The organism is Paenibacillus sp. GCM10027629 (genome assembly GCF_042676425.1).
GTDB lineage: Bacteria > Bacillota > Bacilli > Paenibacillales > Paenibacillaceae > Paenibacillus_K > Paenibacillus_K terrigena.
Genome location: NZ_JBHTGZ010000009.1, coordinates 1,343,668 through 1,368,910, shown reverse-complemented (window position 1 = coordinate 1,368,910; position 25,243 = coordinate 1,343,668). Strand labels below are relative to the sequence as shown.

Sequence of the window (25,243 nt, the reverse complement as noted above, 5' to 3'; positions counted from 1 at the left end):
TGTTGTTTTGTCATACGACCATACCGCCATTTTTCAAATATTTGGCGATACCGTCTACAGCACGGTAAGCTAATGCACCTACGGTGCCAGTCGGATTGTATCCGCTGTTGTGCGGGAAGGCCGATGCACCGACGACGAATACATTTTCTGCATCCCACATTTGTAGATAAGAATTCACGACGGATGTTGAAGGATCAGCGCCCATAATGGCACCACCCGTATTATGCGTGGATTGATACGGTACGATGTTGTACGGACCTAGCTTATTCGATACGCCGATGGATGTCGGATTCATTTCCTTCATAATCTCTTCCGTCTTCGAAGCCATGAACTTGATCATTTCACGATCTTGATCTTCGAAATCGAAGGTGATTCGCATGAGCGGTAATCCATAAGCATCCTTGAACGTAGGATCGAGATCCAAATAATGATGCTGCCAAGGAAGACTGCTCCCTTGCGGCGCGACAGTCAAGGTGCTGTTCCCATACTTCAAGGATTGCTTCTTGAACTCGGCCCCCCATGTCGGTGTACCCTTCGGAACAGGATTCGTCGCAATAGGACGTTGGCCTGTCTGAGAAATCCGAATCCCTGCACCATGCAGGAAGTTCAAATCTGTATGGTCGAAGTTATCTCCATTGAAATCTGGGATTTCCATTCCGAGCGACCCTGCGCCCGCGTAGAGGTTGAATTCTTTATCATCGAAGAAACCTGTTGCGGAGCCGCCGTTTGTCTGGTAGCAATAGTTCTTGCCCACGACACCTTTTCCTGTCTTCGGATCATAAGGTTTACCCAATTTGGATGTAAGTAAGAGCCTCACATTATTGAATACATAGCTCGCGAGGATGACAACATCAGCAGGTTGTTCATATCGTTCACCCGTTACCGTGTTCACATAGACCACGCCGGTAGCTTTTTTGCCGTCGTGTTGAACTTCAACTACATTGGAGTAAGTTCTGAGCTCGAAGTTCCCGGTTTTATTCGCCACAGGGAGCACAGTCACGACGGGATCCGCTTTAGCGCCATATTCACAACCGAATCGCTCACAGTATCCGCAATATTGACACGCTGCGCGAGTAATCCCGTCTGGATTTGTATATTGTTCTGATAAGTTGGCCGATGGCATCATGTAGGGGTGGTATCCGAGTTTTTTCGTTGCATCTTCGAACATTTTGAGAATAGGTGTCTTCATCATCGGCTTGGTCGGGAAAGGCTTAGACCGCTTTCCGACGAGCGGTGTCTGTTCTTGCTCGCCTGAGATGCCTGCCACCTCTTCGAACTTATAGAAATACGGCTCTAGCTCGTCGTATGTAATCCCCCAGTCCTGAATCATCATGCCATCTGGAATTTTCTTCTTGCCATACCGCTCAACGGTCTTGCTATAGATCTCGAAGTCATAGGGCAGGAAGCGGAAGGTTTGTCCATTCCAGTGGATACCCGCACCGCCAAGTCCTTCGCCGATGAGGAAGGATCCATAGGAACGCATCGGTAGTGCTGTCATTTTACTGGTATTGCGAAAGGTTATGGTCTCCTTGGAGAGATCTTGCATGAGGTCGTAACGATGCGCATAACGCAGCTCATCATGCACCATGTAGTAGTCTTCCGTAGCACGTGGTTTGCCGCGTTCGAGCCCGACAACTTTGACGCCTTGTTTCGATAATTCGGCGGCTATAATCCCTCCGAGCCAACCCATCCCGACGATGACGACAGGGACTTTTGGCATTTTTGTTGCCATGAAAGGCACCTTCTTTCTAGCTTAATAGGGTCTAGTGTGCGATATGATCGCGTAAACTCATCGGTTCCATCGCCACAAATTCTGCTTTCTCCATAATGTTGGTGTAGCTCATCTGATTGCCTGGGTATTTGCGCATTTTCCAACCCTGCATATTCTTGTTCCCACCATAGAGCGGATCGGCATAGGCGCCTTCAAGTGTCAAAGTCCGTAACAGATTGAAAAAACTCGTGCCCGTAATACCATTGATCACTTCGATGTCTCCTTTTTCCAACGAGGTCAGAATGGCATCTTTTTGCTCATCCGTTAAATCAGGAAACTTATTATTGTATTTCTTCATACTGGCTTGTTGAATGGCGAGGAGACCTAGATTGAACACTTCGGTGCGATGGATGCTTTGATAGTCTCCTTGCGTAGCCTCACCTTTGACGTAGGGTCCGGTCCGATATTCACGTCCATTGATCCCCCAAGGGCTCGCAAGCTGATGATCAATATAGTAAGCGACGCCAAGCTCGGCAGCGCCAGGTCCAAGATCGTCTTTGGGGAATATTCGCTCTACAGCAGCCTGTGTAATTTGAAGTTGACTTTGTGTGAAGTACATCGTCGCTTGATTGTAGTCAGCAGCTGCAGCCTGTCCACCCGGTGTTGTTGGCGTAGGTGTTGGAACAGGGGCTTTTTTCTTGAAACCGCCTGCGATCGCTCCGCCAATGACACCGCCAATGACAGCACCACTAATTGCAGCGCCTGAATATTTAAGGAATTGACGTCTTGACTTATCTGGTGGCTGATGGTTATGTTGTTCTGCCAAATGTTGTACCTCCTCTGGGGAATCTGGACAATTTATGCAATTGTATTTTGTTCCAATTGGGAGTTCTTATACATGAAATGTGAAAATAGGGGCATTGTAACCGTAGCACAGTCATTTTTGAGCATGATTGAAGGGATGGTCATCAATTTGAAAAGAACAGCAGCATTACTTTTTTCTTGTTTGATTGTTATCGCGTTATCCGCTTGCGGTGGTGCTACGAGCACCAAGACACCAGAGCCTCCCAAAGAAGGGGCAGGGACTGGCGCAACAACAACAAAGGTTGATGCGGAAGCGGTCTTCAAGGCGAATTGCGTAAGCTGTCACGGAAATAATCTAGAGGGGGCTGTAGGTCCCAATCTGCAGAAAGTCGGCGGCAAATTATCCAAAGGCGATATTGATACGGTTGTAACGAACGGACGAGGCGGAATGCCGAGCTTCAAAGGGCAGCTGTCCAGTGAGGAAATTGCTGGGATCGCGGATTGGTTATCGACAAAGAAATAAATAACCTACATCAAAAAAATGCAGTCAGTTCTTGGATGAACGACTGCATTTTTGCGTTACTATCATAACCCTTAGAGGTATCTATCTTACAGTAAGATGTCTCTTTCTTATGAAGTCTTACAACAATGTAAGATACATGTAATCTGAATCGATGGGTGTTCGAACGAAAATTCGGTAAATTCTAGGAAAGAAAACAAAACATCGTCTCATATGAGGTCGGTACGGCTTCATATCACGTATAGGAGGATCTAAATGAAAACGCCAGTCGTTGAAGTGAGTAATGTGAAGAAAGTATATGGTAAAGCCGGAGAGAATCAATCGTATGCACTAAATGGTGTATCGTTCACAATTCATGAAGGTGAGTTCGTCGGAATTATGGGACCGTCTGGTTCGGGGAAAACAACGTTATTGAATGTGATCTCCACGCTGGATCAAGCGACGGGAGGCATGGTCCGCATTGCAGGCAGCGATATTACAAAGATGAAGCAAGGGGCGCTATCTGATTTTCGCTCACAGAAACTCGGATTTATATTTCAAGATTTCAATCTATTAGAGAACTTAACAATCTATGAAAATATTGCATTACCGCTATCCCTGCAAGGTGTGCCATCGCGCCAAATTGGACCGAAAGTGCAGAAGGTAGCCGAGACATTGGGGATTACCGCGATTCTACATAAGAATCCAGCTGAAGTATCAGGAGGACAGAAGCAGCGGTGCGCAGCTGCTCGGGCACTCGTTCATGAACCAGCGATTATCCTCGGAGACGAACCGACAGGAGCACTAGATTCCAAGAATGCCACGAGTCTATTAACAGCGATGACGAACCTGAATCAAGAGCATGGCGTATCCATTATGTTGGTCACCCATGATGCCTATAGCGCGAGCTATTGCGAACGAATTCTATTCATTCAGGACGGGGAGTTGTACAAAGAAATTCATCGTCAATCCTCACGTGAAGATTTCTATCGGGAAATACTTGATGTGCTCGCAGATTTAGGGACGACGAAGGCGTAGAAAGGAGGTTATTCAGTCATGTTATTCAAATTATCGATGTCAGGACTGCGCAGCAAGTATAAAGATTATATTGTTCTGCTTGCGGGTCTTGTGATGTCTATCTCCATCTTTTATATGTTCCAGACGCTCGCAATGAATAAAGCATTTATTGAAGCAAACGCGATGATTGGGCCGATCCAATTCGTCTTCTATGCGGGTTCGGTGCTGCTCTCGATCGTAACGTTCTTCTATATTCTCTATGCGAATTCATTCTTACTCTCTCTAAGGCAGAAAGAATTCGGGATGTATATGACCCTCGGGGCTCGAAAGAACAAAATTACACGGCTCATGTTCATGGAGACGGTTGTCATTGGTCTAATTTCACTCGTCATTGGTATTGCTGTGGGAGTCGGTCTAGCACAAGTCATCGGGTCAATGCTTATGAAAGAACTAGAATTTAATTCCAACGGATACCATGCACTTTATCTTCCATCCTTGATCGTAACAGCTATTTTCTTCACAGCGCTATTCCTGATCTCAGCGATCATGAATACGATCAAAATGCTGCGTGTTACCGTATTGCAGCTAGTTCATGCGGATGTCCAGACGGACAAAATTGCGAAGCGTGGGAAGAAGACGGTCTTTGCAGCCATTCTATCAATCATTCTATTGCTCATCGGTTACGCATCCATGATTTTCATGACTTACCTACAGCAATTAGGTGTTATTATCGCGCTAATTACGATCACATCAGGGACGTATTTGCTCTTCATGACCTTCCTGCCGCTCGTCATTCATGCGATGAAACGAAATAAGAACCGTACGGAGAAAGGGCTAAATGCATTTACCTATGCGCAGCTCAACTTCCGTATCAATTCCCTTACGAAAGTATTGGCAACAGTAACCATGCTGATTGCGTTATCTGCCGGTTCGATTACCGCGGGAATGTCGTTCAAGAATAACATCATGATTATGGTCGACGGCGCTGAATATTATGATGTAACGCTTCATAATCCGACGAAGGCGGAGAAGGAATTGCTCGCCAGCATTCCATTCACCGAACAGAAGGAATACCGGTATAAAGTGAGTGACAAAGGGATTTATTATCTGAAAGATGATTTGATGAATCACCCACCACGTATCATGATGAGAGCCAGTAAAGAGGATTTCGGCAAAACGAAGGTTCCGGCTGCAGAGCTCCCGACAGGAGCTGAAATTCGTGGTGAGAAGAATGACAAGCATGGTCCTCAGATGCCAAATGATTGGTACGAGGCGATGGAGATGATCCAACCGTATTATGTCTATAAAGGCGAAAGAGTTATTATTGCGGATCAGCAAATGTATGATCGTATTCAGGGGAAAGAGGGCGTAGCGCTTCTCGGCAAATCGGATCAGTACGATGCCCATTTGTCCACTTGGAAGCAGATCGATGCGATGCAGAAGAGCAAACTCAACCTTACTACTGATCAATATATCAACACGAAATATAGTAATTATACGAGCTTCAGAGCTTTCTCGGCAGGTACCGTATACATGGGCTTTTTCTTAGGGATTGCGTTCCTCGCGATGATGGCTAGCTGTCTTATGTTCAAGATACTTACTGGCGCATCGAAAGATATCCATCGTTATGAAATGCTCCGTAAAATTGGGGTTCGTCGTGAGTTGTTGATGAAATCGATGTACAAAGAGCTATTCTATGTGTTCCTGTTCCCGGCAATCATCGGAATTATCCATGTGCTCATCGGGATGGAGATGTTCTCCTTTATCCTTGTGCACCCTTACTTCCGAGTTTGGCTGCCGATCCTGATATTCCTTGTGATCTATGCGGTATACTATTTCATTACCGTACAACTCTATCGTGGTATTGTTATGCCGCGGAAGAAATAAATAAAGGATTCCTACAAGAGCGACAAAAGTCGCTCTTTTTTTATGTGTTAAAAAGCAACCACTCGGAAGGAATAGATGGTATAATATAACAAAATTTTCAACGCTAGGCTGTTGTTCGCATGCGATCGAATGGAGGTGATATCTATGACGAGTGAATTTGGCAATGTGTCAGATGATTATGCAAAATATCGGGATGCGCTCCCGCAGATCTTGTTCAATCAGCTCACTGAACAAGGTGTCTTTTTTGCTGGGAACCAGATTATTGAGTTGGGATCGGGAACGGGCATCATTAGTCGCGATTTAGCGATGTTAGGTGCACACGTCATTGGGATCGAACCATCACCACAGATGATCGAGCAAGCTGAAAGATCGGTATTTGGCACCTCAGTAGGCTCGGTACGATACATCTGTGCAGCGGCGGAGTCATTCGAAGTGGATCATCGGGTTCCGATCATGATTGCGGTACGTGCTTGGCATTGGTTCGACCGAACGAAGACACTTCAGAATATTGACAAGCATCTAACGGAAGACGGGATATTGATCATCATTAATTCCATCTTCCGATCGGATTCGGACATCGCACAGTTAACATTCGGCGTACTGCAGGATCATGGAATAGAGATGAAACCCGCAGGAAGCCATTCGAGTGCATCACTTCGAAGAAATGGTTTTCCTGTGGATTGGTTCGAGGAATGGGGACAGCATCGTTTCCAGGTCGTTGCGGAATGGCAGTACGAATATGCATTACCGTATTCCCATGACGCTTGGTGTGGCAAAATTCGATCGGTGTCTTGGCTAACGGATATTGAGGAAGAAGTGCGCATGCATGTGACAGCGGATTTGATGGGAAGATTGCAGGGACATGCAGCATTAATTCATATTCCTCATCAGGCATCCGTGGTTGTATTGCGTAAAAGGTGACAGCATGTGTAGGGGGGCAAGATGAAGAAATTTTGGATTATTTTATTTGTTGTTTTCGTAGGTGCGGGGGTATTTATTTATCTTTATATCCAGGATGAGTCCACAGCTTCACCACATGAAGCGATCGCGCATAGGATCGGTACAGGTCAGATTTACGAGGAGATCGATGTGCCGAAAGGGAGACTGATATTCTATAGCAGGGGATCTTCAATCTATGCTGACTTTGTGAAAGAGTCTTGGAAAGGATGGAAATGGGGATATGGCGGAGGACACACGATCCCTGTTTATAAGCAGCAGGCAGGGAAGTACGAGCATGTGGATTTTTCTTCGCAATATTTTCCGAGCATAAGGGGGATGGGGCTGTATATGCCTTATCCTATGCTATTCGGTGTGATTACGAATCCGAACGTTGCATACATCAGCGTACTTAGTAAACAGACCGGGGATAACTTCAGAACGGCAATCTTATCGAATGGACGTGATCCTTATCGCATCTGGTTTTTGCGGCTGGATGAGGTACAAGGCAAACAGTTCGAGATCTCGGCTGTATCCTCCAAGCATCAGATTTTGGATGTCGTTGAACTGGATGAAGGAAGCTCACCATCTAACGAGACGATTGTTAACGAGTAAACCATGCAGAAAGAGGCGTATGATATGCAAATTCTAACGGAAAGATTAATCCTTCGCGATTTTGTACGAGAAGACTGGGAGCAGGTCCATCGATATGCCTCAGATCCAGGTGTTGCGACCTTCATGATCTGGGGACCGAATTCGATCGATGAGACAAAGGCTTACATGGAATATGTGATCCGTATGCAAGAGCAGCAGGAGCGTACCGGATTTGAGCTGGCTGTTGTGCTGCGAGACACGAATCAATTGATTGGCGGATGCGGCATTCATATTGAAGGTCGTAATGCAGAGATGGGGTATTGCTTCAATCCAGAATATTGGGGACATGGGTATGCGTCAGAAGCAGCGCAAGCGCTCGTAACGTTCGGGTTCAAGGAGAAAGGAGTTCATCGGATCTATGCGACCTGCCGTCCGGGGAATTCCTCTTCTGCGAATGTGATGCGTCGACTAGGGATGCAGCAAGAAGGGCATTTGCGGGAGCATATGTATCATAAAGGGCAATATCACGACTCCTACCTGTTCTCGATCTTAGCGACTGAGGTGGAAGAACAACGGCAGTGAAAAGAAACATGCAGACAGGTTAGACCGGCATAGAGTGGATAGAAGGAAGGTGTTGGTTAGGATGCTTGCAATACTATTATGGCTGTTATCGCTCGTACTGGGTGCTGTCCTCTTGTATTGGATCATTACGAGTGCCATCAATTTCTCAGCCGTCGCTGCGATTCGGAATAAACTGAGTTCAATGAAAAACCAACAATCCAGTCAACATACCGAACTTATGAGGCAGATGCAAGAGATGCAATTATTGATGAAAGAGCAGAATGAACTTTTAAGGGATCTTGTCTACAGAGAACGACCTTGAATTCGATTGCGAGGGATCCAAAAGCTGGTGCGTGCAGGGAGGGGGAGTTCATGGTAACGATCCGAACGGAGATAGTGATTCATGCACCTGTAGCATTATGTTTTGATATGGCTCGGGATATGGATCTGCACCCTCGAACGGTCTGGCCTCGTACGAAGGAACGTCTCGTGAAGGGCAAGGTGCGAGGAAAGGTAGAGTGTGGTGACCAAGTTACATTTGAAGCAAAGCACTTTGGGATTAGGCAGCGATTGACTTCCTGTGTTGTGGAATATGAGCGACCGCGGTATTTTGTTGATGAAATGGTATATGGTGCCTTTCAGTTTATGCGTCATAAGCACGTTTTCTTGGAGCGTGAGGAACTGACGATTATGCGGGATGAACTTAAGTTCGCTGCACCATTCGGTGCTATGGGTCGGTGGGCTGATCGATACATCCTTAAAAGTTATATGACCAAATTTCTTACATACCGAAATGAACAGTTGAAGCGAATGATTGAGGAAGAATGGCGGAAGAAGCGAGAGAGATGAGGGTGAAAAGATTGCAATGGAACGAATGACTGCATATATCAAAGAGCATTATGTTGCCAGCGCGATACTGCTCGCACTGGTTTTTCTCACGGTCATCTTGTTAGGCGCTGTTGACTTATTTACATTTCGGATGACCCAAAAGTCGCATATGTCTGGGAATGGAAACCCAGCACTTATTTTTGTATTCATTTTGGTTCCTTTGTATGTGATATTATTCGGGCTAATCACGGTGATCTCGGGGGTGATTTTCAGAGATAGATTCCGAGAAGGTTTAGATAGTATAGGGATGTTCATCGTCTTAATCGTCTTTAGTGTGATATTCGCGGTTGGAGCACGTACCTATGCGGATATGATCTTTAATAGCTTGGGAGGATGGCCAGAAAATCCTTATTCCGCAATATATGGCTGGGGAGTCGTCAATCAGTATACGAATACAGCATTTATCAATGTATTTACCTATAGTCTCGGGTTGAAGTTAGCGGTCATGCTAGGGTATCTATGGGCTGCGATATTGCAAGTACACAGGGTGAACAAGAAAAAGCCGAGGCATTAGTACCTACGGCTTAGGGTAGAGGCTACAACGCTACGCGTTGGATTCGTTCTTAATCTCCGCTTGAAGGCCTTGAATACTGTGTTTCAAGTGGATGTTCTTCTCGCGGACACGTCTAGCGTTCTCCGGAGTCATTTCGTCAGCATGCTCGTCTAAGAATTCCTCTACGGCTTGATAATGCTGTACGGAGCTATCCACGGCATCTTGCAAAATTTTCGTGCTCTTGGAATTTTCGTTGGATGTAGTCACGATTGTTAACGCTCCTTGTCATATGTAGAATGCAGAACAGATTCATCCTTAAGATGACAATGATGGAAGGAAATTATACATGGAACGAGGGACAACGCCTGGAAAGGAGAGGGATGAAATGAACAAAAGAGTCTTTGTAGAATCACTCATTGTAGGTATTCTGCTGATTCTAGGTTATTACGGATGGCAAGTCCTGAATGGGATGTTTCTGACATTGAACTATAAACCTGATGTGATTGATACTTACGCAACCGTTGAAACGTTAGATGAGAAAATATCGTTTGGGACAAGCAATGAATCGAGTTCGGTGTACTGGCTGCTCGGAGGTATAGGGCTTAGCGCAATCTATTACGGAATTCGAATCACGATGATCTGTACGAGAAAGATTAGGTAGCCTACTAGGAAATGGCAGATAAATTCGTGGATGCACGGAACTCTTTGCCTATTTTAAAGTGATGAATAATGGATGATTATGGTACAATGGATGTGGTTGAACTTGCATGGAATAGGAGACACATCATTGAAATGTTTAAGCATAGATATTATAGAAATAATGTCGTAACTACTATCTTACTCGTCGCGTTAGTAGGTTATTGCTTGGTGATGTTGAACTTGCTGTTCTTTCGGGCAAGGCATGCTTTGGATATGTATCACTACAATCTCATCCCATTTGCTACGATCGAACAACTTGTGATCCATCGAGACCACTTTAGCACTGAGACATGGGTAAAAAATCTGTTCGGGAATATCATCTTATTTATTCCGTTAGGGATTTTCATTCCACTATTGAATCAGAAGTTTATGCGGGTCGCAAAATTCGTAATGCTCGTGGTGGTCCTCATCTTTGTCGTCGAATGTGCACAGATGTTGACTTATGTAGGCCGATTCGATGTCGATGACATCATGTTGAATACGGTGGGTGGATGGATAGGTCTCGTCTTAACCAGGCGGTTATGTAGGCAAGTATCACAATCAATAGATACAACAAAAGGAGTGTAATATATGGAGAAAATTGCTTTACTTATCGTGGATATGCAGCGTCTATTTTTAGAGAATAACATGGAGAAGTTTGATGTTGCTAGAGCATGCGAATACATGAATCATGTTGCGGATCAGCTTCGCACGCATGGTCATTGTGTCGTACATATCCAGGACGTTGAAGATACAACGGATGATAACGCAGCGCTGCTCGATTTCATCCCCGAAATTCACGTCGATGCGCATGATCTTCATGTGAAGAAGGTGCACTCGAATGCATTCTGGCAGACAGAGCTGGAGCAAATTCTACGGGCTCAGGGTGTTGGCATGGTTATCGTGGCAGGGTTCGCTGCGGAGCAATGCGTGTTATTCACCTATAATGGCGCGATTGAACGTGGATTCAAAACAGTTATGCTGCAGAAAGGCATTGTTAGTTTACCAGATATTATTGCGATGACAACCCGCGATCGGCACATGATCTCTTATCCGGTAATTGAGTTCATGGTCGGGAGGGGCAGTGCATGATCTGTCATAGCATGACCCCCATTCTTCGCATATTTGATGAACAGAAGGCGAAGGAGTTCTATCTGGAATTTTTAGAATTTGGGGTCGAATTTGAGCATCGTTATGAGGATGGGTTTCCGTTATATATGTCCGTTACGATGTCTGGTATTACAATTCATCTGTCAGAGCATCATGGCGATGCAACGCCAGGTTCGACGATACGAATCGGTGTGACTGGGCTGGAAGATTATCATAAGAAGCTGCTGGCGAAGACATACAAATTTGCACGGCCAGGCCTTGAACGCACACCTTGGGATAACGTCGAGATGTCGTTGGCGGATCCTTTCGGGAACCGACTCGTATTCTATGAAATGGATGCAGGATAGGAGCGTGGGATCGTTGGAGATGAATCAAGTCTATTTGGATAGTGTGAAGAAGCAGTTCCGCTATTATAAAATGCTTGGTGAGAAGGCAATGGAGCAGGTAACACCTGAACAGTTATTCTTCGCTCCTAATAACGATTCAAATACGATAGCAACGGTCGTAAAGCATTTGTGGGGCAATATGCGCTCGCGATGGACGGACTTTCGTACGATGGATGGGGAGAAGGAATGGCGGGACCGTGATGCAGAATTCGAAGTTGATCAGCAAGATCCGACAGAAGTAATGAAGCAATGGAACGAAGGCTGGACTTGTCTTTTCGATGCGCTTGAATCGATCGAACCGAATCAATTGATGGACATCATCTATATCCGAAACGAAGGGCATACCGTGATGGATGCGATCAATCGACAGCTTGCGCATTATCCGTACCATGTCGGCCAGATCATCTATGCGGCCAAAGCGCTCAAGGATGGCGCATGGAACAGTCTCTCTGTTCCGAAGAATCAGTCCAAGCAATACAACCATGCCAAGTTTGCCGAAGATAAAGGCATCCGACATTTTGTGGATGGGGAAGTGAAGAGGCTCGAGTCATAGGACTTCAGCCTCTTTTGTCGTTTTAGATGTTCGAATCAACTTGGAAAATCGAATCGACGATGATCGGCAGGTTGTCTCTCACGGAGACAGCGCCGAACACGGATCGCGCATGCAGCCCTTCATCACCGAATACGTCGATCATCAGCTCAGAGAACCCATTGAGTACCTTATTGTGCTCTTCATAATCAGAGGTTGCATTGACAAAGCCTTGGACTTTGACGACACGCTTCACTCGCTCGAGCGATCCGAGCTCGGCCTTGAGTACCGACAGTACCTCAAGCCCAACTTGCCTTGCAAATCGATACCCTTCCTCCGTCGAGAAATCGATGCCGAGTTTTCCCTTCGGTTGACCGGATGGTCCTTTGCCGGATAGAAATACGAGTCCATTGATATTCACGAGATTCGAGTACTTTGCTGCGGGCTGACTGGCTTCAGGCAGGGTAAATCCTAATGCTGCGAGACGCTGTTCTACGGTCATATTGATCCTCCTCTAATATGAAAATATAGATTATGGAAAAACATACCACAAGCCTAAAATGGATTCAATCTTAAAATCAGACCTATCGTGTTGTATTGCTATAATGTTCGACCGTTGAAAATAACTATTGCTCATTACGCTGCGTAATATGATTAAATCATAAATAAAGATGCGATTAATGAGCTGGAAGATACTTGTACTGCAGGCAGTTACATGTTCTTAAGGGTGTTGATTCTAAGGGGGAACGAGTTATTTTGATAAAAAGTAAACGAGGTCATTTTACTTCTGAAGCAGGAGAAGCGGAGTTTAAGAATGCTTATCATGAAGCAATGGCACTTCTCCCAAAGCCTAATGAGACAAAGGATATCCAAACTAAATATGGTACAGTTCGTATTTATCACTTTACTGAAGAGAAAAACAGGGACAAAGAGCCGATCGTATTGCTTCCTGGACGCTCAGCTTCCACACCGATGTGGGAGCCGAATTTGGAGGGGCTAATGAAGGAAAGGCCTATCTATGCAATTGATTTACTCGGGGAGCCTGGAATGAGCATACAGACAGTTGCAATTGTCAACCGGCAGGTACAAGCTGAATGGTTAAATCAGGTGCTTGAAGCGTTAAACTTAGATAGAGCTCATATTGTTGGAGTTTCAATAGGGGGTTGGACTGCCATAAATTTAGCGAGATATTACCCCGAAAGAATAGCATCTATTAGCCTTCTAGATCCAGTTTTTGTTTTCGCTCCCATTTCACTAAAGATGATTGCTTTATCAATTCCGGCATCTGTGCCAGTTATTCCCCAAGCTATCAGAGAAAAGATGTTAAGCTATATTTCTGGAGGTGCTAAGGCTGATGAAAGTGAACCGATTGCAAAGTTAATAGAATCAGCAATGAGAAACTACAAGCTTAAGCTTCCGGCTCCTGATCAAATTCGTGTTGAAGATTTGAAAAAGATTGATCTTCCTATTCTTGCATTAATGGCTGAAAACAGCACAATGCATAATTCGAAAAAGGCAGTTGAAAAAGGTAAAAAATATGTAAAAGATATTGATATCGAAAGCTGGCCTAATGCCTCACATGCGATAAATGGGGAGTATCCTGAAGAAGTAAACAGCAGAATACTGGTATTTGTAAAAAAGCATTCGCGGGACTAGGGTCAGTAAGATAGTCAAGCAATTAGGGAATCTCCTCTGATTGTGTTTGGCATTTATCGTATTTACGTTTTAAAGAGCTGTATTCTTTGCTGTCCTCTGGTCGGGTCTTTAAATAGTGCTCCACCGATAGATCAATAAAAGATTGAGATGCATCCATGAGATCGCGGTCTCCCTCAGGCCATGAAGCTCGATCTTCTTGAATCTGTGTAAAAGCATGGATTCGTTCATCATCCCCTTCGGTTACTTCCAGTACTATTTTCCACCAAGCCTCGGCTAATTCTTGTGCAACCGGATCTTCTGGTGCCATCCCGGACTTGGCAAGCGCCGCGGCTCTCAATGCTATTGTTCTCCATGTATGATAAAAATCGAAGGCTTCTCTTTTGGCAAAATGTTCACCCAACATTTCCTTCAGGCTGTCACTGAAAGTGTATTGCCCCCAATCCAACAGATTACTGTTCCTTAAGGATCGGATAAAACCGGTTATCAACTGCCACGACGGGTCGTTTCCAGCTGCGATGGCAGTCCGAAATGCATCGATTGAAGCAATGCTTGCATAAGCGTCTTCTATTTTTCTATAGAGTACAACCTCCTGCTCATGCAGGATTTGATCGATCTGAGATAACTTCGGACGTTTAATCACTTTGTCGCGTATTTCTTGTAAGGAAAATCCTAATGATTTATAAAACATGATTTGCTCTAAACAGAGCATGTCTTCCTTGGCATAATAACGTCGTCCACCATCAGTACGGCCGGATGTTGGCAACAGCCCGATATTGTCGTAGTGCTGAAGGGTTCTTACGGTTACACCGGTTGCCGCGGCCAGTTCGCCGATCAAAAAGATTTTATCTGTTCCGTCCATGATGCGTCTCACCTCCTTACCATTACACCACATAACGTAACGTAATGAGCAAGGAATTTTTATTTTTAAGGTACCTGTTCAATATGACATTTACTTCTAAAAGGGGCATTATTGTGTCAATTATTACGTATAAATCGACAGCAAAGTAGGATTATCCATTATTCTGATAACCTTTGTCGAATGTATTGCTATGGGGAGAGGAATCTACTATTTTAGGGTTATACCACCCCTCAACTCTAAGCGTGTTACTGGAATCAGGCATAAGCTTAAAGAGGCAACTCTTTTTGCTCATGCTTTTTTTACGCCCTTTTTAGGCAACAATTTGGGCAAAAAAACGAAAAGGAGATGATGATGCCGATATTTTTGGACGTAATCGAGGGGAATGGTAATCGACGTTGTGGTGCTGAGGGGGCAGTCTTCGCGTTAACATTCAAATATGATGAAGGAGGGGACACAAGAATCGTGAAGAAGATCAAAATCTTTACAACAATTTTATGTTTGTTAGGCATGATTCTCACGTTGGTACCGCTGTCAACGGCTAATGCGGCAGAAGGCAGCGTGAATCTGAAGCCGACTGTTATTCCAAGCCTGCAAGAATGGACAGGGGGAACAGGCAGCTTCACGCTGACAGAGAACTCACGTCTCGTACTGCCTACAAGTTACGCACGTAAGTTAGGCGCAACCGCTGTCGTATTCCAGAGCGATCTGAAGGAATTGACAGGGCGCAAATATGTATCTGCTGTCAGCAACCTGCCGAAGGCGGGAGATATTGTCCTTACTATGACGAATGAGCGAGACGATTCGATTGGTGATGAGGGGTACTACTTTGAAGTCGGTGATTATGTCACCATACGAGCGAATACAGATACGGGCGTGTTCTACGGTACGCGGACTGCGCTTCAAATTCTAGCACAAGATGGAGCACACATTCAGATCCCTAAGGGGAATGCGAAGGATTTTCCGAAGTACAAGGTGCGCGGCTTCATGCTGGATGTTGGACGTAAATTTTTCCCGATGGATTTTCTCAAAGAATATGTGAAGTTTATGTCGTATTACAAAATGAACGACTTCCAAATTCACTTAAATGATAACGAGATTTTCAAAGATAATAGTCGTACGCATTGGGATAAATATGAGGCATTCCGATTGGAGAGCACGAAGTATCCGAATTTGACGGCGAAAGATGGACATTACACGAAGAAGGAATTCCGCGAACTGCAGGATTTGGCGAATTTGCACGGCATGACCATTACCCCGGAGCTGGAGTCGCCAAGCCATGCGCTATCCTTGACGAAAATTCGACCTGACCTCGTTAAGGACACGCTTCCCGTAGATCATCTGGATATTACTCGCCCGGAGGCGGTTGAGTTTGTCAAAGATGTATGGGGAGAGTATATCGATGGCGGTTGGTTCGATGCGAAGGAACTCCATTTTGGCGGCGATGAATTCGATCGGAATGATAAGTCGACGGTGGAAGCCTATCGACAATTCTTGAATTCGATGGATGACTATTTTAAGAGTAAAGGCAAGACATCTCGGATGTGGGGAAGCCTCTCCTTCTTCCCAGGTACGACACCTGTGAACAAAGATATTACGATCAATATCTGGAATAACGGATGGCATAATCCGAATGATGCGATTCGCGATGGGTTCAATATCATTAATACGGTCGACGGTAACTTATATATCGTACCGAAAGCAGGCTATTATTACGATTATTTGAATACGAAATGGATTTATGAGAGTTGGGATCCTACATATTTCAGCAGCTCGATCAAATTAAGCGAGAACGAACCGAAGCTGCAAGGGGCCATGTTCGCGGTATGGAATGACCTATTAGGCAAAAAAGTTAGTGTCGAGGACGTCCATGATCGCGTTAAGGAAGCGCTTCCGGCATTGGCGCAGAAAATGTGGGGCGGTAAAACGACAGATTCGACTTACGCACAATTCCAGCAAATTAGCAAATCCATTGGGGATGTGCCCGGGACCAATTTGCAGCATCGTGTAGCCTCACAAAGCGAAGTGGTTCTATCTTATCCATTTGAAGAAGGTAACGGTCAAACCGTGCACGATACTTCCGGCAATGGCTATGACGGATCGATGCAGGAGGGAACGTGGGCCGAGTCGGGTAAGAATGGCAAGGCTGTACAGTTCAACGATGCGAGCGGGTTCATTACAACAGGACTTCCGGACAAAGGATTCCCATGGACCGTCTCGGCTTGGGTGAATCTGGATGAAGCAGCGACCAATGCCGCGTCCGAAGTGACCTTTATGCAGTCCGACTACGGTAAAATTCAATTGAAACAAACTGGAACAGGTAAAGTTGGATTTTCGCGTGAAGGGTATGATTACAGCTTCAATGCAGTCATTCCTACTGGCAAATGGGTGCATGTTGCACTTCGTGGGGATCTAAGCGGCACATCGTTATTCCTGGATGGGGTATTGAAGGATACGCTGAGAGATACAACACTGCTGCCGATAGCAACGATTGGTGGAAGCCATGGATTTGTTGGTGCATTGGATGATTTGCAAGTGGTGAATCGCGTGCTTTCCGCGAAAGAGATTGCAGCAGCTGCTGGATCACCGCCATGGACGATCAATATCGCTGCGCATCAGCCGGCCACTGCATCATCGTCTGAAGTGGACTATCTGACACCAAATCTCGCATTTGATGAAATCGAATCGAGCACTTCTCGATGGGCTTCGAAGTATACGGATAATGAATGGATTCGAGTCGACCTAGGAGAGCGCAAGGCGTTCGATAAAGTAGTCTTGAAATGGGAAGCTGCCTATGCGAAAGGATACAAGATCCAAGTCTCTGACGATGATCAGAACTGGAGCGATGTCTACACGACAACAGCAGGTGCCGGAGGAACAGAAATTATCCGATTCCCTGCAACGACAGCTAGGTATGTGAAAATGTTAGGAACGAAGCGAGTAGGTACTTATGGATATTCGCTTTATGAATTCGAGGTTTATCAACCGAATCCGAATGATCCGGTTACTGTTCCAGAAGCGATTCGTTACACGGAGAACTTCGAGGACAACACTATCGAGGGTTGGGAGCATGTGATTGGCAAGGGTGTAGGAACCATGACGTTAGTGGACGATCCGGCGGGAGCAAGCAAGTATGCGCTTCGTTTGGCTTCCAATGGAACGAACAATATTTTCGTGGATCAGCATTCACCTGCTGTGAAGGACGGTGAGGTCGAATTCAAGGTTCTTCCGGAGTCTGACAACATGCGTCTAGGGATTATTTTCCGATACGATTCGAATGATTCGTGGGCTTCGGTAGGGTTCGATAAGACATCGTGGTACTGGGTCAATGCGCAAGATAGCTACGGTCTGATGACCAGTGATGCCGGTGCGAAGTTAACGAAGGGGGTTCCTGCGACGGTCAAAGTGAAATTCGAAGGTAATTCCGTCGCGCTGATCGTGAACGGCGTGACGTATTATGACAACATCATCAGCGGTATTCCGAATACGGCGGGTAAAATGGGCGCGAGAGTGTTCGGTACGACAACAGCGGTCTTCGATGACTTTCATTACAACAACAACGTACCGGTTACGAATATCAGCGTCACAGGGGTCTCGCTTGATAAGGCTACCATTACAATGAAGGAAGGCGAGACAGCAGATCTGACAGCTACCGTTCTTCCAGCGAACGCGACGAATAAGCAGGTGACTTGGTCCAGCAGCGACATTACAATTGCGACAGTGGAGGCGACGGGCGCGGGTCAAGCCAAGGTCACGGCCGTGAAGGAAGGGACAGTAGATATTAAAGTCACGACGACAGATGGTAAATTTGAGGCCATTTCAAAAGTTACCATTGAGAAGTCCGTGAACAAGGAACTGTCTACGGCATTGATCGGTGCTTCGTCAGTCGTATCCGGACAATCTTTCGATGTGACTTTAGGGCTTCGCAACGTTACACAAAGTGTATACGCTCAGGATATTTCCCTGCAATTTGATCCGACAGTGCTGGAGTATGTGGATGCGAGCTCTTTGATCAATGGTGTTAGTGTGATCAAGTCGGTCTACAAGCCAGATGGAACATTGCGCTTCATCCTTGCAAGTATTGATCCAGAGCAAGCATCGACCGGAAATCCTGATATGCTGAAAATCACTTTCAAATCTAAGGAATTAACGCAGGGCACGAACACGACTCTTGCTGTGACAAATGCCGTGGTATCGGATGATGGAGGCGTAGAGATGACTGCGAAGGTATCGTCTCTTGCTATTCAAGTAACGGTCTATGAGCCGGGTATTCCAGGCGATTTGAATGGCGATGGCAAGATCAGCATCGGGGATCTCGCAATCATCGCGGCGAATTACGGCAAGACCGATAAGGATTCAGACTGGAATACCGCGAAGAGAGCTGACGTTAATCATGACGGGAAAGTGGATCTAGATGATCTAGTATGGGTCGCGCAGCGAATCATGGGTACGAACAAGAATTAAATAGGGAAATGACATCCGACACGGCTTGCTTCATGAGAACGATGAGACAATGCCGTGTCTTTGTGCTTGCACTTTCGGACTATGTAGGAGGAGGGGATTTATGACACGTCATTAGAACTTCGATCAAGATCGCACTTATGGGCGTAAGAACATGACTTGAAATGGGAGGATTATATAACCAATGAAGAAAAAGAAAAAAGTTATTAAACAGACTAGCGCAGCGATCGCTTTATTTATGAGTGTGCAGATGGGGGTTCCAGCGACGCTCGTATTCGCCGATGGGACGACGAGTGCCGTAACGTCGAACATTTCTGCCACAGCAGCAGCGGCGTTAGCAAGCTACACGAAGGATTTTAATGACGGCAATGTATCGAGTTGGAAGGTGGCAAAAGGTGCAGCTACGCTCACGGCGGATAATGGAACGTTGAAGGCGGAGACGGTTGGATCTACAGTCCTCGTGGATACCGATTCTCCTGTCATTAAGAACGGTGAGTATGAGATCAAGATGAAATTCAAAGATGTTCCATCCCGGATTGGACTACTTATTCGCTATGTCGATGCCAATAACTATGCACTTATTCATTATGATAATAATGATTGGGGCTGGGATTTCCTGAAGAACGGGACAGAGACCTATGGAGGAATTGAGACGGTCTCCAATCCCGTATTCGAAGCCAATAAAGAATATACGTTCAAATTGCGCTACATTGATGATAGCGTCCAATTGTGGCTGGATGGGAACGAAGTGCTGCATGCGACACTTTCCGATATCCCTATGGCCCCGGGCAAAATCGGTATTCGCAGCTGGTTCGCCAATAAGACCATCAATATTGATGATATTAAATTAACAGAAAAAGAAGCCGGGAATGTGAATACCCGTCCAATCACGATCACGGACACGCTCGCTTCCAACATCTTAACAACTGAGATTGATAAAGAATTCCCTAGGGTTAAGCAATATACGTGGAATGCAACAGGCAAGCTGATACAAGGCCAGATCAATGGTGCAAATGAAGTGAAAATTAATGGCGTGTCCTCCTACCCAATCGCTACAAATTACGCGAAGCATGCAGCGACTTCGACGAAAGGGGAATCGGCGACCTATACCCTAAGCTTTCCAGATCAGAACGTGGATATGGATGTTGAACTCGAAGTGAAGGATAACATTCTTAACTTCCGCGTTACACGAATAGCCGAGAATGGTACGACCAAGGTTCGAACCGTCGAATTCCCGAATCATGATCTTGTGTCCGTCGTATCTACTGAGCCAAAGGCCGATGAGACAGCCGTACAAGTCACTTCGCAATGGAACACCATTAATGAAGAATATAAGAATTTGAAGGACAATGCAGCAGATGGTGGCGGAAGCCGAACTTACGCATTCTTGAACAATGGTTATCTTGCTGGAACGATCGTGAACAATGTCATTAATGGGGACGATAAACTTCGCGTGAAAGTCTCTACGGGGACAGATAGCGTTAAGAAGGCCGCGCTGTGGAACGGGGCATGGACATATCGGGGAAGTCTTGCGCCTGGCTTTGGCCCAGAAGAGCTGCCATGGTCCAAAGTCATTATCACGCCGGATGCGAACAATGACGGTATCATCAACTGGCAAGACGGAGCGATAGCCTATCGTGCGAATGCACCTGCGCCGTACCGCAGTGATATGATACGCGATAACATCTCTTACATTGCCATTAACCTCGGCTCGACGAATACGAATCCATTCATGCGCGCATTTGATGACGCGAAGAAAATCTCGAATCTAACCGATGGATTTGGTCAAATTGTGCTGCATAAAGGATATCAAGCGGAAGGCCATGACGATTCTCATCCGGATTATGGCGGTCACATTGGTATTCGTCAGGGTGGAGCGAAGGATTTTAACTATATTCTCGAAGAAGGTAAGAAGTATAACATCAAAGGCGGCGTGCACATTAACGCGACCGAATACATTTTGGATGCCAAAGAAACGAAAATGGAGAACTTGGTTCAACCTCTAAGCAGAGGATGGGGATGGCTGGATCAAGCCTATTACGTGGATAAGACGAAGGATATCGAGTCGGGAGAGCTGAAGCGTCGTCTGGATATGCTAAAATCCGATACCGGAAATAACCTGGACTTCCTCTATGTCGATGTCTATTCCGGCCTTGGCTGGAATGCTGCCCAACTGGCGAAGTACGCGAAAGACAATGGCTGGATGCTCGGTACGGAGTTCGCAGGCCCGTTCAACGAACAAGTATCTTGGGTGCATTGGGGAACAGATCCAGGATATCCAAATCAAGGCAACACCAGTAAAATTATGCGTTTCTTACGGAATGACACGATGGACGGCTTCTTAAGTGATCCGCTCTTAAAGGGGAACAAGCAAGTTGGCGTTGGTTACTGGCAGAATAACCCTGCATTCTATGATTACAAGAAGACGACAGAAGCCTTCTTCGAGCATAATTTACCTACGAAGTATATGCAGTATTTCCAAATTACAAAAATGATCAATGATCGGATTGATTTCACGAATAATGTCTCTGTTGCCCGTCTGCAAGATGGTAAGGTGCATCTAACGAAAGATGGCAAAGATATCGCAATCATGACTTATAGCAGCGAAATTACAGATAGCACGGTATTCATACCATGGGATCCGGTCAAAGAAGATAAGATCTACCACTGGAATCCTGTAGGCGGATCCACCTCATGGGATGTACCGACTTCATGGGGTCAAGTGAGCAGTGCGAAGCTTTATAAGCTTTCGGATCTAGGGCGTGAGTTCGTTCAGGACGTCCCCGTCGTAAATGGCAAAGTAACGATTAATGCGGACCAACGAATCGGTTATGTCCTCTATAAATCAGATGCACCAGCGGCTCTAGACATGATTTGGGGCGGTAACGGCGCTGCGAAGGATGTAGGCTTCGATAGTCAAGGGTTTACGAAGTGGCAGAAATCCTCGACAGGCGGAAATGCGGATCATATCACGATTGTGAAAGACGGCAACGCGGATGATAAGCTGCAAGTCTCAGGACCCCAAGATGCTTCCGTGAAGCAAGTGCTTACCGGCCTAACACCAGGGAAAACGTACAGTGCTTCTGTCTGGGTGAAGGTGAACGGGGAACGCCGAACGACCATCAGTGTCAAGCAAGGCGAGCAAGAGAACAGTAATTACTTGGATAACACCAATGTGAAGTTCTGGGCACAGCAGCACAAATATCTAAATACGAATTTCGAACGGTTAAAAGTGAATTTTGATGCGACGGGTACAACAGCAACACTGGCGCTGAACGTAGATCCAGGCACTGCCGTTGTTCAATTTGATGATGTGCGTGTATGGGAGAATCCGTCGAAGACGGATGAGCATGATGGCGGCACATTCTATTACGAGGATTTCGAGAATATCGATGAAGGATATGGTCCTTTCGTGTATTCGAAGAACAGCCCTGTACGGACGCATCTTGTCGAGAAACTTGATGGCCAGATCAAGTCTTATGTCATTGACGGCAAAACATCGCTCAAGACCAATGAAGAGAGTACAGGCGAAGTGCTGCGTACGCTACCTCAGACATTACGTCTCATGCCAGATAAGAAATATCATCTGACCATGGCCTACAACGCTGAAGTGAAAGATATGTATACCGTATCCGTTCGCGGAAACGTTGGAGGAACGGTGAAGGACTTGGTATCACAGAAACTGGATGCAGGCAAGGGGACATTAGATCTGAGGTTCGAGACAGCGAATGCGAAGGATATCTATCTGGCGATTAACAAGAACTTCACATCGAATGCAGGAACGGAATTAACAGGAACCATGGTACTCGATACGATTCGTGTGGTCGATGAGACTACACAAACGGCAGTAACAGGTGTGAAGGTGGATAAAGCCGATGCAACACTTACGGTGGGTCAGACTGTTGAATTGAATGCAGCAGTAGAGCCGAGTAATGCGACGAATAAAAATGTCACTTGGTCGAGCAGTGATGAATCTGTGGCATCCGTCGCCGTAACGAACGGAAAAGCAGTCGTCACAGCGAAGAAGTTGGGAACGGCTGACATTACGGTGACGACGGAGGATGGTAAATTCAAAGGCGTTAGCAAAATTACGGTCTCTACAACGGCAGCGCCAACGGGTTCGATCGCGGCACCAGCTTCGGCTTACGCTGGTAAAGAGTTCAAAGTTCAAGTCGGTCTAAGCAGCGTGACGCAGGGTGTATATGCACAGGATTTGTCTGTCGATTTCGATCCAGCAACATTGGAATTCTTGCATGCAAAATCTCTGATTACGGGCATTAGCATTATTGATAAGAAGACAACACCGGATGGCAAGCTGCGCTTCATCGTTGCAAGCGAAGGGCCAGGGAATGCCGCAACAGGAACCAAGGATGTCCTCGAGCTCACGTTCAAAGCGAAGCAAGTTACAGAAGTTGTGAACAGCGTCATTGCAATCACGAAGGCCATCATTTCGGATGCTGCTGGAACTGAAGTGACAGTCGGCAATGCAAGCACAACCGTACAAGTGTCGAAGGAGCAACCGCCAGTTGCGACAGGCGACTTGAATGGTGACGGCAAAGTGACGATTGGCGACTTGGCTATTGCAGCAGCGAACTATGGTGCCACGAAGACAAGTCCGAACTGGAGCAAGGTGCAGTTGGCTGACTTTGACAACAATGGTGTCATTGACATCAGTGATTTGGCTGCTATTGCCCAGAAACTTATTCAATAACACATAACAGCCCGAGAGAAATCTTGGGCTGCTTTTTTTGAATTTGTAATGATACACAACGTATCATTGTTGGATATCGAAATAATCTCATTCGTTAGACCTAGATCTGCAGGACTATGAAATATTATTTGTCGAAAAAAGGGGTTAAAACCGCGTCTTTACAATATATTAACAGTTCTATGAAGAATTTTATAAGATTATTAGAAGTTATGTCGAAAGACTTGCAAAATGTGATGGATCGCGGTAATTTAGATACAAATAGTAACATTAATTTCGTTAATAATTTTGAACACGTTACTAGATTTAGAAGATAGGGGAGGGATGATTCGAATTTTAAGACATGCGTTAAATCATGAATTATATACCCATACTAAAAATATACTGAAATTCGAAGGGACGATCCTATGAAAACGAAATTATTATCCACGCTACTTGCCGGCATCTTATGTCTGCCGCTTGTATTGAATACAGCATTCGCAGCTACGGGACCTGCGTTCTCTTTAAAAGCAGATCAGAAGCAGGCCAAAGTAGGTGAGACGGTCTCACTAACCTTGAGCGGAAAAGGAATTAAAGACCTGTATGCCTATGAAGCTAAATTTACGTATGACCCGAATCAATTGGAAGTCGTAACCGCGAAGTCCAAAATGGAGGGGTTCTCTGTATCGCCAATTAAGAAAGATACGGAGATTACGATCGCACATACGAAAATTGGGAAGGTCAATGGGCAGGATGGAGATTTCGATATCGGCACCATTTCGTTCAAAGTTAAAAAAGAGGGCGATGCGAAAGTGACTTGGACGGCGATGAAGACCGTCGATCATAATCTCACATCGGCTACTGTAACGGTTAACAGTTCGGCTTCGTTCAAGGTTTCGGGTAAAGCAAGTGCGCCTACGCTGACAGATATCCAGAATCATTGGGCGAAGGATCAAATCCTTGAAGCCGTTGAGAAGGGCATCGTCGATGGATATCCTGACGGCACGTTCAAGCCGGATGCGCCAATCTCCCGAGCTGAATTTGCTGCTATTCTAGCGCGTGCATTGAATTTGCCAGATGGCGATGCACTCCAATTTAACGACCTGCTCAAGATTCCGAATTGGGCACAGCCGCAAGTGGCTAAAGCAGTCAAAGCAGGCATCATTACAGGCTATGATGACAACACATTCCGTGCGAATAGTACAATATCACGTACTGAAATTGCAGCGATGGCAGCACGTGGATTGAAGCTCACGCAGGGAACAGGCGATAAGCTAAATTTCGCGGATAAGGATGTCATTCCAGCTTGGGCAAAAGGATGGGTTGAAGCGGCAGTGGATAAGTCGATCATCAAAGGCCGTGAAGGTAATAAATTCGTTCCAAAAGCCGGAGCTACGCGTGCAGAAGCAACTGTCATTGTACTGCGCATGCTCGATTCGAAATAAGAAGAACCAGAAGTAAATAAAGAATAAAGATCAATCTCCAGGGCT

General features: G+C 45.7%; 23 protein-coding genes. 18 read left to right on the top strand and 5 right to left on the bottom strand.

Annotated features, from left to right (window positions below; genetic code table 11):
• Positions 1 to 10: 10 nt before the first annotated feature.
• Both ACFQZR_RS15695 and ACFQZR_RS15690 read right to left on the bottom strand, forming a co-directional pair.
• Positions 11 to 1,732: a GMC family oxidoreductase gene (locus ACFQZR_RS15695; RefSeq protein ID WP_379347425.1), complete on the bottom strand. Its 1,722-nt coding sequence runs from the start codon at positions 1,730 to 1,732 to the stop codon at positions 11 to 13.
• A 31-nt stretch (positions 1,733 to 1,763) separates the two neighbouring features.
• Positions 1,764 to 2,537, bottom strand: a complete 774-nt coding sequence (locus ACFQZR_RS15690; protein ID WP_379347423.1) for a gluconate 2-dehydrogenase subunit 3 family protein — start codon at positions 2,535 to 2,537, stop codon at positions 1,764 to 1,766.
• Between the two features lie 72 nt (positions 2,538 to 2,609).
• On the opposite strand from ACFQZR_RS15690, the gene ACFQZR_RS15685 reads away from it, so the two are divergent.
• The 9 genes from ACFQZR_RS15685 (at position 2,610) to ACFQZR_RS15645 (ending at position 9,411) form a co-directional block, all read left to right on the top strand.
• On the top strand, positions 2,610 to 3,038 hold the full coding sequence (locus ACFQZR_RS15685; RefSeq protein ID WP_379347421.1) for a c-type cytochrome: 429 nt from the start codon (positions 2,610 to 2,612) through the stop codon (positions 3,036 to 3,038).
• 252 nt (positions 3,039 to 3,290) lie between these two features.
• Entirely contained in the window at positions 3,291 to 4,052 is a 762-nt protein-coding gene (locus ACFQZR_RS15680; RefSeq protein WP_379347419.1) for an ABC transporter ATP-binding protein, read from the top strand.
• 18 nt (positions 4,053 to 4,070) lie between these two features.
• On the top strand, positions 4,071 to 5,918 hold the full coding sequence (locus ACFQZR_RS15675; RefSeq protein ID WP_379347417.1) for an FtsX-like permease family protein: 1,848 nt from the start codon (positions 4,071 to 4,073) through the stop codon (positions 5,916 to 5,918).
• Between the two features lie 144 nt (positions 5,919 to 6,062).
• Complete coding sequence (locus ACFQZR_RS15670) at positions 6,063 to 6,839, top strand: class I SAM-dependent methyltransferase (RefSeq protein ID WP_379347415.1); 777 nt, start codon at positions 6,063 to 6,065, stop codon at positions 6,837 to 6,839.
• 21 nt (positions 6,840 to 6,860) lie between these two features.
• Complete coding sequence (locus ACFQZR_RS15665; protein ID WP_379347413.1) at positions 6,861 to 7,469, top strand: hypothetical protein; 609 nt, start codon at positions 6,861 to 6,863, stop codon at positions 7,467 to 7,469.
• 24 nt (positions 7,470 to 7,493) lie between these two features.
• Entirely contained in the window at positions 7,494 to 8,030 is a 537-nt protein-coding gene (locus tag ACFQZR_RS15660; RefSeq protein WP_379347411.1) for a GNAT family N-acetyltransferase, read from the top strand.
• A 61-nt stretch (positions 8,031 to 8,091) separates the two neighbouring features.
• Positions 8,092 to 8,331: a hypothetical protein gene (locus tag ACFQZR_RS15655; protein WP_379347409.1), complete on the top strand. Its 240-nt coding sequence runs from the start codon at positions 8,092 to 8,094 to the stop codon at positions 8,329 to 8,331.
• 50 nt (positions 8,332 to 8,381) lie between these two features.
• Positions 8,382 to 8,858, top strand: coding sequence for an SRPBCC family protein (locus ACFQZR_RS15650; RefSeq protein WP_379347407.1), 477 nt, complete (start codon positions 8,382 to 8,384; stop codon positions 8,856 to 8,858).
• Between the two features lie 16 nt (positions 8,859 to 8,874).
• Complete coding sequence (locus tag ACFQZR_RS15645) at positions 8,875 to 9,411, top strand: hypothetical protein (RefSeq protein ID WP_379347405.1); 537 nt, start codon at positions 8,875 to 8,877, stop codon at positions 9,409 to 9,411.
• A gap of 30 nt (positions 9,412 to 9,441) precedes the next feature.
• Here the strand turns inward: ACFQZR_RS15645 and ACFQZR_RS15640 are convergent, their stop codons facing one another.
• Complete coding sequence (locus ACFQZR_RS15640; protein ID WP_379347403.1) at positions 9,442 to 9,657, bottom strand: small acid-soluble spore protein Tlp; 216 nt, start codon at positions 9,655 to 9,657, stop codon at positions 9,442 to 9,444.
• A gap of 118 nt (positions 9,658 to 9,775) precedes the next feature.
• On the opposite strand from ACFQZR_RS15640, the gene ACFQZR_RS15635 reads away from it, so the two are divergent.
• The 5 genes from ACFQZR_RS15635 to ACFQZR_RS15615 all read left to right on the top strand — a co-directional run bounded on the left by ACFQZR_RS15635 (position 9,776) and on the right by ACFQZR_RS15615 (position 12,117).
• Positions 9,776 to 10,051: a hypothetical protein gene (locus ACFQZR_RS15635; protein WP_379347401.1), complete on the top strand. Its 276-nt coding sequence runs from the start codon at positions 9,776 to 9,778 to the stop codon at positions 10,049 to 10,051.
• Positions 10,052 to 10,182: 131 nt separating this feature from the next.
• On the top strand, positions 10,183 to 10,656 hold the full coding sequence (locus ACFQZR_RS15630; RefSeq protein WP_379347399.1) for a VanZ family protein: 474 nt from the start codon (positions 10,183 to 10,185) through the stop codon (positions 10,654 to 10,656).
• Positions 10,657 to 10,659: 3 nt separating this feature from the next.
• On the top strand, positions 10,660 to 11,160 hold the full coding sequence (locus ACFQZR_RS15625) for a cysteine hydrolase family protein (RefSeq protein ID WP_379347397.1): 501 nt from the start codon (positions 10,660 to 10,662) through the stop codon (positions 11,158 to 11,160).
• Positions 11,157 to 11,525, top strand: coding sequence for a glyoxalase superfamily protein (locus tag ACFQZR_RS15620; protein ID WP_379347395.1), 369 nt, complete (start codon positions 11,157 to 11,159; stop codon positions 11,523 to 11,525). The genes ACFQZR_RS15625 and ACFQZR_RS15620 overlap by 4 nt, the downstream gene beginning before the upstream one ends.
• A gap of 19 nt (positions 11,526 to 11,544) precedes the next feature.
• Positions 11,545 to 12,117, top strand: a complete 573-nt coding sequence (locus ACFQZR_RS15615; protein ID WP_379347393.1) for a DUF1572 family protein — start codon at positions 11,545 to 11,547, stop codon at positions 12,115 to 12,117.
• A gap of 22 nt (positions 12,118 to 12,139) precedes the next feature.
• On the opposite strand, the gene ACFQZR_RS15610 is transcribed toward ACFQZR_RS15615, so the two are convergent.
• Positions 12,140 to 12,595 (bottom strand): RidA family protein, encoded by a 456-nt coding sequence (locus ACFQZR_RS15610; protein WP_379347391.1) that lies wholly within the window; start codon positions 12,593 to 12,595, stop codon positions 12,140 to 12,142.
• 329 nt (positions 12,596 to 12,924) lie between these two features.
• On the opposite strand from ACFQZR_RS15610, the gene ACFQZR_RS15605 reads away from it, so the two are divergent.
• Positions 12,925 to 13,749 (top strand): alpha/beta fold hydrolase, encoded by an 825-nt coding sequence (locus ACFQZR_RS15605; RefSeq protein ID WP_379348865.1) that lies wholly within the window; start codon positions 12,925 to 12,927, stop codon positions 13,747 to 13,749.
• A 22-nt stretch (positions 13,750 to 13,771) separates the two neighbouring features.
• On the opposite strand, the gene ACFQZR_RS15600 is transcribed toward ACFQZR_RS15605, so the two are convergent.
• The gene (locus tag ACFQZR_RS15600) at positions 13,772 to 14,608 is read right to left on the bottom strand and encodes a MerR family transcriptional regulator (RefSeq protein WP_379347389.1); all 837 of its coding nucleotides are present in this window, start codon (positions 14,606 to 14,608) and stop codon (positions 13,772 to 13,774) included.
• A gap of 462 nt (positions 14,609 to 15,070) precedes the next feature.
• Here ACFQZR_RS15600 and ACFQZR_RS15595 point away from each other — a divergent pair, with 462 nt between their 5' ends.
• The 3 genes from ACFQZR_RS15595 (at position 15,071) to ACFQZR_RS15585 (ending at position 25,198) form a co-directional block, all read left to right on the top strand.
• A complete protein-coding gene (locus tag ACFQZR_RS15595) occupies positions 15,071 to 19,069 on the top strand; it encodes a family 20 glycosylhydrolase (RefSeq protein ID WP_379347387.1) in 3,999 nt (1,332 codons plus the stop codon).
• A 181-nt stretch (positions 19,070 to 19,250) separates the two neighbouring features.
• Positions 19,251 to 23,777, top strand: a complete 4,527-nt coding sequence (locus ACFQZR_RS15590; protein WP_379347385.1) for an endo-alpha-N-acetylgalactosaminidase family protein — start codon at positions 19,251 to 19,253, stop codon at positions 23,775 to 23,777.
• 404 nt (positions 23,778 to 24,181) lie between these two features.
• The gene (locus ACFQZR_RS15585) at positions 24,182 to 25,198 is read left to right on the top strand and encodes an S-layer homology domain-containing protein (protein ID WP_379347383.1); all 1,017 of its coding nucleotides are present in this window, start codon (positions 24,182 to 24,184) and stop codon (positions 25,196 to 25,198) included.
• Positions 25,199 to 25,243 lie beyond the last annotated feature (45 nt).

What these genes read in the sequence shown, in the direction of transcription:
- ACFQZR_RS15605 (WP_379348865.1), top strand. Translation starts at nt 12,925, where the DNA reads ATGGCACTTCTCCCAAAGCCTAATGAGACAAAGGATATCCAAACTAAA.
- ACFQZR_RS15600 (WP_379347389.1), bottom strand. Translation starts at nt 14,608, where the DNA reads ATGGACGGAACAGATAAAATCTTTTTGATCGGCGAACTGGCCGCGGCA.
- ACFQZR_RS15625 (WP_379347397.1), top strand. Translation starts at nt 10,660, where the DNA reads ATGGAGAAAATTGCTTTACTTATCGTGGATATGCAGCGTCTATTTTTA.
- ACFQZR_RS15620 (WP_379347395.1), top strand. Translation starts at nt 11,157, where the DNA reads ATGATCTGTCATAGCATGACCCCCATTCTTCGCATATTTGATGAACAG.
- ACFQZR_RS15590 (WP_379347385.1), top strand. Translation starts at nt 19,251, where the DNA reads ATGAAGAAAAAGAAAAAAGTTATTAAACAGACTAGCGCAGCGATCGCT.
- ACFQZR_RS15665 (WP_379347413.1), top strand. Translation starts at nt 6,861, where the DNA reads ATGAAGAAATTTTGGATTATTTTATTTGTTGTTTTCGTAGGTGCGGGG.
- ACFQZR_RS15655 (WP_379347409.1), top strand. Translation starts at nt 8,092, where the DNA reads ATGCTTGCAATACTATTATGGCTGTTATCGCTCGTACTGGGTGCTGTC.
- ACFQZR_RS15630 (WP_379347399.1), top strand. Translation starts at nt 10,183, where the DNA reads ATGTTTAAGCATAGATATTATAGAAATAATGTCGTAACTACTATCTTA.
- ACFQZR_RS15660 (WP_379347411.1), top strand. Translation starts at nt 7,494, where the DNA reads ATGCAAATTCTAACGGAAAGATTAATCCTTCGCGATTTTGTACGAGAA.
- ACFQZR_RS15615 (WP_379347393.1), top strand. Translation starts at nt 11,545, where the DNA reads ATGAATCAAGTCTATTTGGATAGTGTGAAGAAGCAGTTCCGCTATTAT.
- ACFQZR_RS15585 (WP_379347383.1), top strand. Translation starts at nt 24,182, where the DNA reads ATGAAAACGAAATTATTATCCACGCTACTTGCCGGCATCTTATGTCTG.
- ACFQZR_RS15685 (WP_379347421.1), top strand. Translation starts at nt 2,610, where the DNA reads ATGAAATGTGAAAATAGGGGCATTGTAACCGTAGCACAGTCATTTTTG.
- ACFQZR_RS15610 (WP_379347391.1), bottom strand. Translation starts at nt 12,595, where the DNA reads ATGACCGTAGAACAGCGTCTCGCAGCATTAGGATTTACCCTGCCTGAA.
- ACFQZR_RS15645 (WP_379347405.1), top strand. Translation starts at nt 8,875, where the DNA reads ATGGAACGAATGACTGCATATATCAAAGAGCATTATGTTGCCAGCGCG.
- ACFQZR_RS15675 (WP_379347417.1), top strand. Translation starts at nt 4,071, where the DNA reads ATGTTATTCAAATTATCGATGTCAGGACTGCGCAGCAAGTATAAAGAT.
- ACFQZR_RS15680 (WP_379347419.1), top strand. Translation starts at nt 3,291, where the DNA reads ATGAAAACGCCAGTCGTTGAAGTGAGTAATGTGAAGAAAGTATATGGT.
- ACFQZR_RS15670 (WP_379347415.1), top strand. Translation starts at nt 6,063, where the DNA reads ATGACGAGTGAATTTGGCAATGTGTCAGATGATTATGCAAAATATCGG.
- ACFQZR_RS15650 (WP_379347407.1), top strand. Translation starts at nt 8,382, where the DNA reads ATGGTAACGATCCGAACGGAGATAGTGATTCATGCACCTGTAGCATTA.
- ACFQZR_RS15695 (WP_379347425.1), bottom strand. Translation starts at nt 1,732, where the DNA reads ATGGCAACAAAAATGCCAAAAGTCCCTGTCGTCATCGTCGGGATGGGT.
- ACFQZR_RS15635 (WP_379347401.1), top strand. Translation starts at nt 9,776, where the DNA reads ATGAACAAAAGAGTCTTTGTAGAATCACTCATTGTAGGTATTCTGCTG.